The organism is Halioglobus japonicus, assembly GCF_001983995.1.
GTDB lineage: Bacteria > Pseudomonadota > Gammaproteobacteria > Pseudomonadales > Halieaceae > Halioglobus > Halioglobus japonicus.
Genome location: NZ_CP019450.1, coordinates 1999284 through 2013773, shown reverse-complemented (window position 1 = coordinate 2013773; position 14490 = coordinate 1999284). Strand labels below are relative to the sequence as shown.

The window sequence follows — 14490 nt, the reverse complement described above, 5'->3', positions numbered from 1 at the left end:
TAGGGCCGCGCCGTGCCAGCGCCAAGCTCGACTGGACTCATGCATTAAACCCGGAGCAAGTATTTCCCGTGCGTTGTATCACCCTGCCCTCGCTGTTCACTGCAATGTGCCTGGCACTGCCTGCCCAGGCAGAGCAACGCCTCGCCTATTCCACAGCGTCACCGGCATGGCTCCAGGCCGTGGGTAAACTCGAGGTTCCGGGCAGCCGCGTCGAAAATGGCTATCGTCGTCACAAGCGCGAAGACTGCAGTGGCACCCTAGTGGCCAGCGCGCCGGACAGCCGACGCGCAGATATTGTCGTCACCGCCTGGCACTGTCTGGAGTACTACCAGGACCTCAGCCGGCCCATTCTGTTCACCCTTCTGCCGAATAGTCACCAGCCGATCACCCTCGAGGCACGACGACTGGATACCGGCGGCGATATGCATGCCGACTGGGCAGTACTGCAGCTGGCCAGGCCCGTCGATGCCACTACGGTGCGCGGACTGACGATAGACCCGGTTCGGGCAGATGCTACGCGGGCCGTGGTGATGGCTGGTTATTCAGGCGACGAGGGGTTGGGACAGGACGGACAGGTAATGACATACCACGTCGATTGCCGGATTACCGCACAACAGCCTGGCGCCAGCACAAGCAATTGCCAGGCCTATAAGGGCGCCTCAGGGGGCGCAGTCATTCAACTTGATGATCAGGGGCAGGCACGCCTCACCGGCGTCATCTCGCGTGGGGACAGCGCTGGCGTCAGCATTTTCGTGCCCGTAGAAGGTTTTCGCTCGCCGCTGAATCTGGCGCTTCGTTGATTTGCCGCGCAGGGGGCATGGCACCGACATGGCGTTCGCCGCGCTCGGCCGCCAGCTGTGTCTGTTTCTGGCGCTCTTCAAAGCGGGCCATTTGCTCTGGCGTTAAGCGATCTGCGCACCGGGGGCAGCATATTCCGGCCCGATATTGCTCCGAGTGTTTGTCTTCATCGGTAATGGGCATGCGGCAACCGAAGCACAAGTCGTAGCTGCCCTTTTCCAGTTCGCGATTGACTGCCACACGATTGTCGAAGACATAGCATTCGCCTTCCCAGGCACTCTCTTCGGCCGGCACTTCCTCGAGATATTTGAGAATACCGCCCTTGAGGTGGTAAACCTCTTCAAACCCTTCCTGAAGCATGAATGCCGACGCTTTTTCGCAGCGAATACCGCCGGTGCAGAACATCGCCACTTTCTTTTGTTTGGATGGATCGAGATGGCTGCGCACATACTCGGGAAACTCACGGAAACTGTCGGTGTGGGGATCGACTGCGCCGCGAAAGGTGCCGATTTCAAACTCGTAGTCATTGCGAGTATCGATTAGCAACACATCGGGATCATCGATCAGTGCGTTCCAGTCCTTGGGCTGGACATAGGTGCCGACTACTTTATTCGGGTCGATACCGTCCACGCCCATGGTCACAATTTCTTTCTTGAGCTTCACCTTCATGCGGTAGAACGGCATGACATCGTCCACCGACTCTTTGTGCTCCAGAGCCGCCAGACGTAGATCCTGGCGCAGGTAGTCAAGGACCGCATCGATACCCTCACGAGACCCCGCTATCGTGCCGTTAATGCCCTCTTCAGCGAGCAGCAAAGTGCCTTTAATGCCGTGCCGGATACAGGTGTCCAGCAGGGGTTCGCGCATATCTCGGTAGTCTTCGAGAGTGACGAATCGGTACAGTGCCGCAACTACAAACTCACCCACGACCTACTGCGCCTCCGCCTTGGAACCGCCCAGACAATCGGGGGACGCCGGTGCGCCTTCGCGCTCAGCCCATTCGGCTGCCGTATAGGTATGCAGGGCGAGCGCGTGGACAGGGCCTTCCAGCTGGGCCGCCAACGCACCGTAAACCTGCTGGTGCCGGGCCACTTTACGCTTACCTTCAAAAGCGTCGGTGACAATGACAACCTTGAAGTGGGTTTCCGAATTCGGTGGCACGCTGTGCATATGGCTCTCGTTTTCCACCTGCAGGTGAGCGGGCTGGAACTGCTCGCCAAGAATAGATTCAATTTCGGTCTGGACTATCATGCTAATACCTCTAAAGAGGCCCGCATTATACGCGTTTACGGGCCATCAATCGCGTTTTAAAGTGGCGCGGAACTGGCCCGGAGTCTGCCCTGTCCATTTCTTGAAGGAACGATGGAATGCGCTCGGGTCGGTAAACCCCATCTCCAGTGCAACTTCGTTAATTGATAGATCGTGGCGATTAAGGCACAGCTTGGCCGCCTCACAGCGGGCGTCATCCTTAAGTTGCTGGAATGTGGTTCCCTCGCGCTTCAGACGCCGGCGCAGCGTGGGTGCCGACATCGCCAGGGCACTGCAGATCATTTCAAAACTGGGAAACCCGGCGCTGAAATCGTGGCCAATCATGGCCCGCACCTGGGCCGACAAATTATCGCTGCCCGGGTGGCTGTCCATAATCAGCATTTGATAGGGCGCGGTGCGTAGGAATTCACGCAGTGAATGCTGAGTGTGAACCACAGGCCAGGCCAGGCACTCGCTGTCAAAATACAGCAAGTCGTTGGGCTGACCGTAGTAGACCGGGCAGTGGAACAACTCCTCATACTTGTCGGGATTAGCCGGCGGTTCACCGGTAAAATCCACCCGATGCAGTTTTATCGGTCGACCGCAGAGCCAGCCGAAGAAACGGTGCCAGACCTGCAGTCCATAGGCGTCAGCAGGCCCCACCTGGGGACGCTCTCGACGATCGATGGTGCGATAACCTACCCGGGCATGAACCTGGGAAAAGTTCGCGTACAGCTGACTACGCTCATCGAAGAAGGTGCGGTAAAACTCTGATGCGCGCTGAATGGCCTGGCCGAGGTTGTCGCAGGAAATAATGCAGTAACACATCATGCGAAAGGCGCCTGGCGCCACCAACTCACTGCCCGTAACGCCGAAGGTCTCATCCTGCAGCAACCGCAATACCTGCTGATAGACCTGCGAGTACTGCATTGCGGTAGTCTCGCTGCGATATCCGGGCGAGTGCTCATCCAATGGATTGAACTCAATGCCCGCCTCAGCGAGCATTGCGCTGAAATCGTAGCCGCGGGCATTCACCATGCGCAGCAGGGTATTCATAAAACGAGTGGGGACGCTATCGCTCAAACCGGAAACGCCAGCAAGTTGCAAACCGCCATATTACCAGATCCGCGGTGCTCTGCGGCAAGACCCCAACGGTCAATCTGCGTATACTGGAACGTGTCATCGACAGGAGTCAGGATGATGGATACGCGCTACAACGTTTATTTCGCCGGTGAAGTCCTCGCCGGTCAGGACCTGGCCAAAGTTCGCCAGGGTATTGGCCAGTTGTTCAAGGCCAACGAAGCCATGGTGAACAAGCTCTTTAACGGTCGCATGCACATGGTGAAGCGAGACTGCGACAAGCCCACGGCGCTCAAATACAAGCAAGCCATGGAGAAAGTCGGGGCGCGTCCGGTCATCAAGACTGCCGATCCAGCGGATGCCTCTGCGCCGCCCCAATCCAAACCCGCCGCATCGCCGGCCGCCGCGCCACAGCCGGTGGAGCCACCGCCAGCCGCTCCTCCACAAACCGCAACGGAGCGCATTGCCGCGCTCGCTGGGGCCCCGATGCCGGCATCTCGCAACCAGCCCCGCCTTCCGCACCCGCTGCGGATGAAGATGGCGTCACACTCGCCCCTCCACAAAGTGACGTACTGCGCCCCGAAGAGCGCACGGTGACTGAAGCCAGAGATATCGACACCGGTACGCTTGCCGTTGATGCGGCGGCGACACGCCTGAGTGAGCCGTCTTCTGCAGCACCAGCTGCGCCGGACACCTCCCACCTGAGTATGGGTGACGCAGGCGAAGAGATCCCCACCCTGTCTGCGGACGAGACACCATTGGCACCCGACACCGATGACCTCGACCTGTCTCCCGAGGGTACCGATTTTGCCGATTGTGCGACCCCGGAAGCCGAGGCCCCGGATCTGGACTTGTCGTCGATCGTACTCGCACCGGAAGGCAGTGCAGTACTGGAAGAAGAATTCCGCAGGACGGAAACCGCCACCGCGCCTGACACCGATCACATCGCCCTGAAAGACTAGCTCCGGACCCGACGCGGCAGGCTGATTATTACCCGCAAGCCGGGGTGATTGTCATGCAGATCCACGGCGCCATGGTGATAGTGAGCAATGGCCTGCGCCATGCTCAGGCCCAGTCCATGGCCTGGCTGGCCAGAGCGGCTGGGCTCAACCCGGTAAAAACGCCGGAACACATCTTCCCAGTGCTCGGCTGATATACCAGGCCCCGTATCGCTGATACTGACCCGCAGTTCGGCACCACTTCCCACTTGCAGATTCACCGCAACACGACCGCCCTCCGGCGTGTACTTGATGGCGTTATCTAGCACATTGGCAAACATCTGAAACAGCAGGTCGGCCTCACCTTCACAGTAGCGTGGGCCTGCGGCGCTCACGCTGAATTCGATGCCCTTGTCGTGAGCCACCGGTTCGTAGAGGTCGCCTACATCCTCCAGTAGCGCCGCCAGGTCGAGCTCGGTGCCACCGGCATAACGGCTACCTGCCTCGAGGGCAGAAATGCGCAGTACGGCATTGAACGAGGTCAACAGCGCATCACAGTCCGCCAGTAGATGCTCCACGTCCGCACTGCGATCCGGTGTCACATTATCTTGCAGCTGGCTCAACTGGTTGCGCATGCGGCTCAGCGGTGTGCGCAGATCATGGGCGATATTGTCCGATACACTGCGCACCCCCTGCATGAGGGACTCAGTCTGGTCGAGCATTTCGTTCATCATCAGGGCCAGCTGTTTTACCTGGCCCTTCTCGCGGTCCACATCCAGCCGCTGGGAAGGGTCGCCGCGAATAATCCGCGACATCTCCCGACTCAACCAGTCCACTCGCTGCAGGCTGCGGGCCGCGGCAAAGAAACCACCGATCAGCCCCAGAAGAATCGTCGCCGCCATGGTGCGATAAAGCATGGCCACGACAACCCTGCCCTGCTTGCCCGCTTCGTCAAAACTGCGCGCCACCAGTGCAAACACATTTTCGTCTAACTGTACCTGGCGGGCCAGAAACTCAACGCCCACCTCCTCGCCCCACTCCAGCAGTGCCAGTTCAAAGCCCAGCCAGCCGTCTTCAAACTCGCTGTAACTGGTGCCCGCAGGCAAATCGCCTAATAGGGTGTTCCCTTCGCCATCCCGAATCAGGTAATGAAAGCGATCAACGTACCAGCTCTGCCGCTGGTCCTGGACATACTTGCCCAGGCCGTCCATGCCCTGCCCCCGATAGATCAGTTTCAGGGTTTCGTGCTCTTCCACGATACTCGAGCCCAGATCATGAAAGTACGCATAGCTATACAGGGCGTAGAGACTGGCCATCAGCGCCGTCACTGCGGCGCTAAGTACCAGCAGATACTTGGCGATATAGCGGAAAGTGAGGCTGGCGATAACCTCGCGAAAATTCACGGCGGTTACTCGGCGCCGTGACCGAGGCGATAACCGGCGCCGCGTACGGTGTGCAGCAGCGGCTGCTCAAACTCCTTGTCGAGCTTCTGCCGCAGTCGCGAGATATGCACATCAATCACGTTCGTCTGTGGATCGAAGTTATAGCCCCAGACATGCTCAAGCAACATGGTCCGGGTGACAACCTGACTCTCGTGACGCATCAGGTATTCGAGCAAGCGGTACTCGCGCGGTTGCAGATTAATCGAAACACCGCCTCTGTCGACCTGCTGCTGGAGTAAATCCATGGTGAGATCGGCCACCTGCAAGCGGGTCACGGTTTCATTGCCACCTGCAGACCCTCGACGTAACAAGACCTGCAGTCGTGCCTGTAGTTCATCGATGGCAAAGGGTTTTACCAGGTAATCATCGGCACCGGATTTAAGGCCCTGCACCCGATCATCGACTTCGCCCAGAGCACTCAACACCAGTGCCGGCGTGGTCAGCCCCTGGCGACGCAAATCCTGAATCAGGGTCAGGCCATCACGTCCGGGCAGCATGCGGTCGACCACCATGACATCGAACGCGCCCTCGAGCGCGGTGGCGTAGGCCTGATCACCGTCATCACAGTGCACACAGCTACTGCCACTGCGCTGTAGTTCGGTGCCGATAAACTCGGCCAGGGCCTGGTCGTCTTCAACCAGCAAAACTTGCATAAGGAATTACTCTATTACTCGACGCGCAATGTAGCACAGCCCGAATCCCCGGCTCCATTAACGAACATTAATCGAAGCGCAATGGTGGTAGACTACGGCGCCATGAGTAAAGACATCGTCAACGAGCCGCCGCCTGCAACGGACCCAGCTGGGCCATCGCCCTCGATCCTACGCCATTTCACCTCAATGATTTACGACAGCTTGCTGGTCATCGCGCTGATCTTTGTGGTGAACGCCCTGGGGCTGGGCGTAGCGGTACAGCTGAGCGGCGGTGAACGGGAGGTGTTGCCGCCACTGGCGGGACAAGTCCTCACAGCTCTGTCACTGATACTTTTTTTTGGCGCCTTCTGGCTCAAGAATGGCCAGACCCTGGGCATGCAGGCCTGGCGTATCAAACTGGTGCGGTCCGACGGCGGCAGGATCAACGCAGGCCAGGTCTTACTGCGCTGCCTCGGGGCGGCTATCAGTGCCGCGTGTCTGGGATTGGGCTACTGGTGGAAACTGGTGGATCGCAATCACCGCTACTGGCACGACTACCTGTCCGGCACGGAGCTGATCTTGCTGCCTAAAGCCAGCAGGGATAAGTAGGCTTCAATCCCGAGGCCAACTGACCCAAACAAAGGGCCCCGGGCCTACCTTGCGCGCATGAGCAATAGAATCCCGGCCAGCATACACAGAATAATTGGCCCCAGAGCCGCATAAATGGGCGGGAAGCCAAAAACCATGCTGGCCGGCCCCAGCAAATCCTGGCTGGTCCGAAAGACGATCCCGACAATCACACCGGCAAATATCCTAAAGCCCATGGTGCCCTCGCGCAGCGGGCCAAAGATGAAGGAAATCGCTATCAACACCAGGGCGCTCACAGCCAGCGGCTGAAACAGCTTGCGCCACAGGGCCAGCTGATAATCTTCTGACTCCAAGCCCTGTTGCTGCAGGTAGCGGCTATAGCGATACAGGTCCGCCAGCGGCAATTGCCCCGGCTCCACAATCACAAGTGACAACAGCTCCGGTGTAATCCCCGTATCCCAGCGCAGGCTGGCGTGCTCCTCGCGACTGGTCTGCCAACTGCTGAAATTGGTTTGCACCACATCTTCCATGACCCAGTGCGTGCCTTGATACACCGCCTGACGCGCGCGCAGCGATGACTGCAGCTGGTTGCGGTCGTCCATCTGTAACAGGGTGATACCGTGCACAATGCCCTGGGGTTCCACGGCATTGAAATGGAAAAAGGTATTTCCCTCACGGTTCCAAACACCGTGCCTGCCGGAAAAACTCTCTCCCGGATTCTGCGCAAGCGCACGCTGGGTTTCCGCCATCTGATCGGTGCGCGGCGCCATAAACTCGCCCAACACAAACCCCACCAGCGCGATCACCAATGCCGGCTTCAGCGCCAGCCACGTAAGCCGTCCTATGGAGACCCCGGCGGCACGCATAACCACCAACTCACTGGAAGTTGCCAGTTGACCCAGGCCCAGCATGCAGCCGATTAGCGCGGCAAAGGGAATAAATTCGTAGCAACTCCCTGGTAGGGTGAGCAATACGTAGAGAGCGACCTTGCCAAAGGTGTAGGTCTCGGACACATCCTCGGATTCGTCGATAAATGCGGCAATGCCGTCCAGTCCCACGATGACCACCAGCACCAGCAGAATGGACATCAACACGGTCTTTCCGATGTAGCGATCAAGCTGACGCACGATTCCGCCTCCAGTAGGTGAATCGAGTGCGCAGGCTGTCGCCATACAACATAGCGAGCGCCACCAGGGCGAACAGGCAGTGCACCCACCACAAACCGCCGGGCACCCCACCGCCCTCGGCAAAGGCCGTTCGAGCATTCGCCAGCAACATCAGGTAAGCAAGGTAAATGAGAAACGCCGGAGCCATCTTCGCGTAGCGGCCGCGGCGGTGATCGGTGCGGCTCAGGCACATGGCAATGACCGCCACAATAGGCACCATCAGGGGAATCGACAAACGCCACTGCAGTGCCGCCCTGTCTTCCAGGCTGTCGGAGGCCCACAGCCGTGAGGTTGCGCGACCATCGACAGGGTCGGCGGTGCGAATACCGCCCTCCGGCTCGGGAATCATTTCGCCAAACGTATCGAACTGGGCGATATCATAGTCCATGTTGCCCGGATATCCGCTGTAGCGATAGCCGTTGCGTAACTCCAGGTAACGGGCGCCGGAGACCCCATCGAGAATCATCTCGGCCTCCTCTGCCACCGTGACCACCATGCGCAGATTACCGCTACTGTCGCGCTCGCGCTGGGACAGAAAAACCGAGTACATCGTGCCGTCCTGATCAATACGCTGGGCATAGCTGACGGTATCGCTAGCGCGCCGGCTCTGAAACCGCCCCGCGGCCATGGCATGCAGCCCCTGTGAGGATTCCGGGTCGTCCAGCAGCGCCTCGGAACGCGATGCCCCCATGGGCGTCACCCAGAGGCTGAGCACCCCTACTAGCACACTCACAATCACTGCCGGCACCAGCGTGTAGCGGGCCAGCCGGGACGGGCTGACGCCACAGGCGGAGAGCACCACCATTTCACTTTCGACGTAGAGGCGGCCGTAAGACATGAGAATGCCGATGAACAGCCCCAGAGGAATTATCAGTTCGAGGAACCCGGGCAGGCGATAGAACATCACCGGCAACAGTACATTGGCCGCCAGATCGCCGACGGCGGCCTCGGCCAGATACTTGACGAAACGCCCGCTGATAATAATCACCAGCAAGACAAAGCTCACAGCCAGCATGTGGGTGAGTACTTCGCGGGTTAGGTAGCGTAAAATTCTCATGCCGGGGCGTCTGCTGCAGCGGGCTTTTTCGGTTCAGTTTATGTCCGCAACATCATACACTATCGCCCGTTGATACTACGAGGCAATTCCCCCATGACTACCATCAAGTTTTCCGCTCGCAAAGTCGAAGACGCAAGCAAGGCGAGCAGCGCCTGCGCCGTATTGCCGCTGTTCAAAGGCGAAGCCCTGAAAGGCCAGGCCAAAGCACTGGACAAGGCCTGTGGCGGCGCGATCAGCGCTTCTATCGAACTGGGCGATTTCAAAGGCAAAACCGGCGAAGGCCACACGCTGCTGGGCTGCGGCAAGCTCAAGCGCGTCCTGCTGATAGGTTGCGGCGAGAAGAAGTCCTTTGACCGCGCCGCAGCACGCGATTTTGCCAAGGGCCTGTACACCGCTCTCAACCACCTGGACGCAAAGGACGCCTTGCTGCTCATCGGTGAGATTCCTGTCACCGATGCCGACGAAGCCTGGCTGCTGGACATGTTGGCCAGGGATCTCACGTCCCGCGCCTATCGATATACCGAAACGGTGTCCAAGCCGCGTCCGCCCATGGCGCTCAATAAGTTGGTTGTGGCTGGCACCATGAGTAAAGCAGCGGCTGAAAAGGCGCTCGCAACCGGTGCCGCTACCGGCGAGGGCATTAACGTAGCACGCCATCTGGCCGACCTTCCCGGCAACTACTGCACGCCCACGCACCTTGCAGCCCAGGCTCGCATGCTGGGCCGCAGCCACAAGCAGGTAAAAGTGCAAATTCTCGACGAGAAGAAAATGCGTGAGCTGGGTATGGGTTCACTGCTGTCTGTCACTGCTGGCACCGACGAACCCGCCAAACTCATCGTCATGGAGTACAACGGCGGCAAGAAGAGTGACAAGCCCTACGTGCTGGTCGGCAAGGGTATTACCTTTGATAGCGGCGGCATTTCCCTCAAGCCCGGCGCCAAGATGGACGAAATGAAATACGACATGGGCGGCGCTGCAAGCGTATTCGGCACCATGACAGCGGTAACCCAAATGAACCTGCCACTGAATGTGGTGGCCGTGGTCGCCGCCGCGGAAAACATGCCCAGCGGCCGCGCAACCAAGCCCGGCGATGTGGTAACGAGCATGGCAGGCAAGACCATTGAAGTGCTTAATACCGATGCCGAGGGTCGCCTGGTGCTGTGCGATGCGCTTACCTATGTGGAGCGCTACAAGCCTGCAGCAGTCATCGACATCGCTACACTCACCGGCGCCTGTGTTATCGCGCTGGGGGCACACGCCACCGGTTTGTACGCCAATCAGGATGAGCTGGCCGAGCAGCTCCTGGCAGCGGGCACCGAGAGCCACGATCGCGCCTGGCGCATGCCGCTATGGGACGACTACACCCGCCAGCTGAAAAGCAATTTTGCCGATCTTGCCAATATTGGCGGCCCTGGCGGCGGCAGTGTCACCGCTGCGTGCTTCCTGTCGGAGTTCACCAAGGCCTACGACTGGGCCCACCTCGACATTGCGGGCTCTGCCTGGAGTGGTGCACCCAAAGGCGCTACGGGTCGCCCCGTGAGCCTGCTGACCCGCTACCTGCAAGATCGCGCAGGCTAACGCGGCGCATGACCCGGGTCGGTTTCTACGTAGTCCAGGCGGCTGAGGCGTCCCAGCGCCTCACCGTCGCCGCGCGCCTGGCTGATAAGGCTTTCGCCCAGGGGCATCGTATCTACATCAATGCGGTCGACCGGGCTCAGGCAGAGGCCCTCGACCAGCTCCTGTGGAGCTACCGACCCAGCAGTTTTCTCCCCCATGCCCTGGCCGGCGACGCCCTGGCGCAGCCCATTGGCATAGGCTGGGGGCAGGATCCGGGTGATCACAACGACCTGATGATCAACCTGCAATTGGACATCCCGGCGTTTTTCAGCCGGTTTGCGCGTGTGGCCGAAGTTGTCACCCAGGACGAAGACAGTCTGGCGGCATTGCGCGAGTCCTGGATGTTCTACAAGGACCGGGGCTACCAGCTCGAAAAACACGACTTGTAACGCCCCGACACTCCCCCGAAGGCCGGGATTCAAAGCGCCCCCTGGCACAAATCAAACCCTCTGCCTGCTTCTATAATAACCGGGCACCTTCGCGTATAATCGCGCCCCTTATTTTGACCCCCGGATTCACTCGAGCATGGATAAAACGTTCCAACCCGCAGATATCGAAACCCGCTGGTACCAGGAATGGGAAGAGAAAGGCTATTTCGCCCCGCAGGGCGGCGATGAGGCCTACAGCATCATGATTCCCCCGCCCAATGTGACGGGCAGCCTGCACATGGGCCACGGCTTCCAGGAAGCCATCATGGACGCCTTGATTCGCTACCATCGGATGGCGGGCTACAACACCCTGTGGCAGGTCGGTACCGACCACGCCGGTATCGCTACCCAGATGGTGGTTGAGCGCCAACTCGAAGCCCAGGGCATTAGCCGCCACGATCTCGGCCGCGAAAAATTTGTCGAAAAAGTCTGGGAGTGGAAAGAAGAGTCTGGCGGCACCATTACCCGCCAGCTGCGCCGCCTGGGCGCCTCCATGGACTGGTCGCGCGAGCGCTTCACCATGGACGAAGGTTTGTCCAATGCGGTGCAGGAAGTATTTATCCGCCTCTACAAGGAAGGCTTGATCTACCGCGGCAAACGCCTGGTGAACTGGGACCCGGTACTGCACACCGCCATCTCCGACCTCGAAGTTATCTCCGAGGAGGAACAGGGCAGCCTGTGGCACTTCAATTACCCACTCACTGGCGGCGAAGGCCATCTTACCGTGGCCACCACCCGTCCTGAGACCATGCTCGGCGACACCGCCGTGGCTGTACACCCGGAAGATGAGCGCTACGCGCATCTCATCGGGCGCATGGTAGAGTTGCCCCTGACAGGTCGTCAGATCCCGATTATCGGTGACGATTATGTCGATCGCGAGTTCGGTACCGGTTGCGTGAAGATCACCCCCGCCCACGATTTCAATGACTATGAAATGGGTAAGCGCCACGGGCTTGTCATGATTAACATCCTCGACGACGACGCCCGTATCGGCGGCGAAGCGCCGGAGCAGTATGTCGGCATGGACCGCTTCGACGCGCGCAAGCAAATCGTCGCCGATCTCGATGCCCTTGGCCTGCTGGAAAAAATCGACGACCACACCCTAAAGGTACCCCGCGGCGACCGTTCGGGTGTCGTGATCGAACCCTACCTGACCGACCAGTGGTATGTAGACGCCCGCGAGCTGGCCAAACCCGCCATCAAGGCGGTGGAAGACGGCGATATTCAGTTCGTGCCGAAACAGTGGGAAAACACCTATTTCGCCTGGATGCGCGACATCCAGGACTGGTGTATCAGCCGGCAGTTGTGGTGGGGACACCGTATTCCCGCCTGGTATGACAGCGAAGGCAACATCTATGTCGGTGAGTCCGAAGCCGCGGTGCGCAGCGAACACGGCCTGGCCGACGACATTGCCCTGCACCAGGACCCGGACGTGCTGGATACCTGGTTCTCTTCTGCACTGTGGACGTTCTCCACCCTGGGCTGGCCCGACGAAACCGAAGAGCTGCAAATTTTCCATCCGAGTTCCGTGCTGGTCACCGGCTTTGACATCATCTTCTTCTGGGTTGCCCGGATGATTATGATGACCCTGCATTTCCGCAAGGAAGTGCCCTTCCACACGGTTTATGTACACGGCCTGGTGCGTGACAGCCAGGGCCAGAAGATGTCCAAATCCAAGGGCAACGTGCTCGACCCGATCGACCTGATCGACGGCATTGACCTGGACAGCCTGCTGAAAAAACGCACCGCCGGCATGATGCAACCCAAGCTGGCGGCAAAAATCGAGAAACAAACCCGCAAGGAGTTTCCGGAGGGCATAGCCCCCTACGGAACCGACGCACTGCGCTTCACCTATTTCTCGCTGGCATCCACTGGTCGCGACATCAAGTTCGACATCGGCCGCATCGAAGGCTTCCGCAACTTCTGTAACAAGATCTGGAATGCCGCGCGCTATGTGATGATGAACTGCGACGGCGAAGATTGCGGCCAGGACGAGTCGCTGCCCATCGAACGCAGCCTCGCCGATCGCTGGATTATCAGCCGCCTACAGGAAACCGAACAGGACGTGGAGCGGGCCATCGCCAGCTACCGTTTCGACCTGGCATCGCAGGCTATTTACGAATTTATCTGGAATGAGTACTGCGACTGGTACCTGGAACTGTCCAAGCCCGTCCTGTGGGACGACAACGCCAGCGTCGAAGCCAAGCGCGGCACGCGCCGCACCCTGATACGGGTACTGGAGACATCGCTGCGCCTGCTACACCCACTTATGCCCTTTATTACGGAGGAAATCTGGCAGACCGTTGCCCCACTGGCGGGCAGGTCAGGTGACACCATCATGCTGCAGCCCTATCCGATAGCGGATACTAGCGCTATGGACAGCGCCGCAAATGCGGATATAGAATGGCTGAAGGGTGTCATTGTGGGTGTCCGAAACATCCGTGGCGAGATGAATATCGCACCGGGCAAAGAACTCGCAGTACTCCTGAAGAATGGCAGCGACGAAGATAAACGCAGACTGCAAGAAAACGCGCCATTCCTCAGAAAGCTTGCCAAGCTCTCGAACATCGAGTGGCTGGACGAACAAGCTGAAGCACCCGTGGCGGCCACGGCTCTGGTAGGTGAACTGGAGATTCTGATTCCGATGGCCGGCCTGATAGACAAGGACGCAGAGTTGGCGCGCCTTGCCAAGGAAATCGACAAATTGGAAAAAGAGCTGGGACGAGTCAAAGGAAAACTCGCTAACAGTGCATTTGTCGACAAGGCCCCCGCAGCCGTTGTGGAAAAAGAGCGGGAGAAAATGCAGGCGCAACAACAGGCGCTGGAGAAGCTTCAGGAGCAGCAGACGCAGATCCAGCAGATGTAATCGCAGCCGCAAACGGTTTCAAGTCTCCTCCGCCCTCTCGGGCGCGGGAGCATAATAAAAGCAATACGCTAAAAACCGAGGAAAGTGGTATGAGTGATCGTGTAAATGGCACGGTAAAGTGGTTTAACAACGCCAAAGGATTTGGCTTCATCACCCGCGAGGAAGGCGACGACGATGTATTTGTTCACTTCCGCTCCATCGAGGGAGATGGCTATCGCACGCTCAATGAAGGGCAGACGGTAGAGTTCAAACTGGTCGAAGGCCCCAAAGGGCTCCAGGCTGAGAACGTCCAGAAGCTGTAACTGACCTGGATTCGCCCACTCCCGGGCAGAGATTCCCTCGTTCAGTCACCACCCTGCGGAAGCGATAGCTTTCGCGGCTTACTATTGCCCAGAGAAACCAGAGGCTATCCAATATGAATCTGTTCGCCAAAGTCGCCATCGCCACCGCCGTCGGCGCCGCCTGCTGGGCCGCTAGCACAGCACTCCCCCAGATACCAACCATCGCTCTGTTTGTTGTCGCCGCTCTCGCCAGCGCCCTTCTGCCCGGCGGCAACGCAGCGGCAACAGGTTCCGACAGCCGCGAAGCTGCCGCTCCCGCCAGCACCGGGGCTAGTGGCCCCAGAGAACA

15 protein-coding genes are annotated in these 14490 nt (G+C 59.1%); 8 read left to right on the top strand and 7 right to left on the bottom strand.

Annotated features, from left to right (window positions below; translation table 11 throughout):
- Positions 1–68 precede the first annotated feature (68 nt).
- Positions 69–800, top strand: coding sequence for a trypsin-like serine peptidase (locus BST95_RS09465; protein ID WP_066049258.1), 732 nt, complete (start codon positions 69–71; stop codon positions 798–800).
- On the opposite strand, the gene trhO is transcribed toward BST95_RS09465, so the two are convergent.
- The 3 genes from trhO to BST95_RS09450 are packed head-to-tail and all read right to left on the bottom strand — an operon-like array spanning position 742 to position 3129.
- Entirely contained in the window at positions 742–1725 is a 984-nt protein-coding gene (trhO, locus tag BST95_RS09460) for an oxygen-dependent tRNA uridine(34) hydroxylase TrhO (RefSeq protein ID WP_084199054.1), read from the bottom strand. The two genes, BST95_RS09465 and trhO, sit on opposite strands and share 59 nt — an antisense overlap.
- A 3-nt stretch (positions 1726–1728) precedes the next feature.
- Entirely contained in the window at positions 1729–2049 is a 321-nt protein-coding gene (locus tag BST95_RS09455; protein ID WP_084199053.1) for a BolA family protein, read from the bottom strand.
- Positions 2050–2094: 45 nt separating this feature from the next.
- Positions 2095–3129: an AraC family transcriptional regulator gene (locus tag BST95_RS09450; RefSeq protein WP_229801653.1), complete on the bottom strand. Its 1035-nt coding sequence runs from the start codon at positions 3127–3129 to the stop codon at positions 2095–2097.
- A 114-nt stretch (positions 3130–3243) separates the two neighbouring features.
- Here BST95_RS09450 and BST95_RS09445 point away from each other — a divergent pair, with 114 nt between their 5' ends.
- Positions 3244–3723: a hypothetical protein gene (locus BST95_RS09445; RefSeq protein WP_084199051.1), complete on the top strand. Its 480-nt coding sequence runs from the start codon at positions 3244–3246 to the stop codon at positions 3721–3723.
- Entirely contained in the window at positions 3720–4088 is a 369-nt protein-coding gene (locus BST95_RS09440) for a hypothetical protein (RefSeq protein WP_084199050.1), read from the top strand. Before BST95_RS09445 ends, BST95_RS09440 begins: the two co-directional genes overlap by 4 nt.
- Here the strand turns inward: BST95_RS09440 and BST95_RS09435 are convergent.
- Positions 4085–5467, bottom strand: a complete 1383-nt coding sequence (locus BST95_RS09435; protein ID WP_084199049.1) for a sensor histidine kinase — start codon at positions 5465–5467, stop codon at positions 4085–4087. The genes BST95_RS09440 and BST95_RS09435 overlap by 4 nt on opposite strands.
- A gap of 5 nt (positions 5468–5472) precedes the next feature.
- The gene (locus tag BST95_RS09430) at positions 5473–6159 is read right to left on the bottom strand and encodes a response regulator transcription factor (RefSeq protein ID WP_084199048.1); all 687 of its coding nucleotides are present in this window, start codon (positions 6157–6159) and stop codon (positions 5473–5475) included.
- Positions 6160–6240: 81 nt separating this feature from the next.
- Between BST95_RS09430 and BST95_RS09425 the strand changes: the two genes are divergently transcribed.
- Positions 6241–6747, top strand: a complete 507-nt coding sequence (locus BST95_RS09425; RefSeq protein WP_084199047.1) for an RDD family protein — start codon at positions 6241–6243, stop codon at positions 6745–6747.
- Between the two features lie 44 nt (positions 6748–6791).
- Here the strand turns inward: BST95_RS09425 and lptG are convergent, their stop codons facing one another.
- The gene (lptG, locus tag BST95_RS09420; RefSeq protein WP_084199046.1) at positions 6792–7853 is read right to left on the bottom strand and encodes an LPS export ABC transporter permease LptG; all 1062 of its coding nucleotides are present in this window, start codon (positions 7851–7853) and stop codon (positions 6792–6794) included.
- Complete coding sequence (gene lptF, locus BST95_RS09415) at positions 7840–8949, bottom strand: LPS export ABC transporter permease LptF (protein ID WP_084199045.1); 1110 nt, start codon at positions 8947–8949, stop codon at positions 7840–7842. The genes lptG and lptF overlap by 14 nt, the downstream gene beginning before the upstream one ends.
- Positions 8950–9042: 93 nt before the next feature.
- Here lptF and BST95_RS09410 point away from each other — a divergent pair, with 93 nt between their 5' ends.
- The 4 genes from BST95_RS09410 (at position 9043) to BST95_RS09395 (ending at position 14162) form a co-directional block, all read left to right on the top strand.
- Positions 9043–10527, top strand: coding sequence for a leucyl aminopeptidase (locus BST95_RS09410; RefSeq protein ID WP_229801654.1), 1485 nt, complete (start codon positions 9043–9045; stop codon positions 10525–10527).
- An 8-nt stretch (positions 10528–10535) separates the two neighbouring features.
- Complete coding sequence (locus BST95_RS09405; RefSeq protein WP_084199044.1) at positions 10536–10955, top strand: DNA polymerase III subunit chi; 420 nt, start codon at positions 10536–10538, stop codon at positions 10953–10955.
- Positions 10956–11091: 136 nt separating this feature from the next.
- Positions 11092–13860 carry a valine--tRNA ligase gene (locus BST95_RS09400; protein WP_084199043.1) on the top strand — a complete coding sequence of 923 codons (2769 nt, stop codon included), beginning with the start codon at positions 11092–11094 and terminating at the stop codon, positions 13858–13860.
- A gap of 89 nt (positions 13861–13949) precedes the next feature.
- Positions 13950–14162, top strand: a complete 213-nt coding sequence (locus BST95_RS09395) for a cold-shock protein (RefSeq protein ID WP_066049229.1) — start codon at positions 13950–13952, stop codon at positions 14160–14162.
- Positions 14163–14490: the final 328 nt, after the last annotated feature.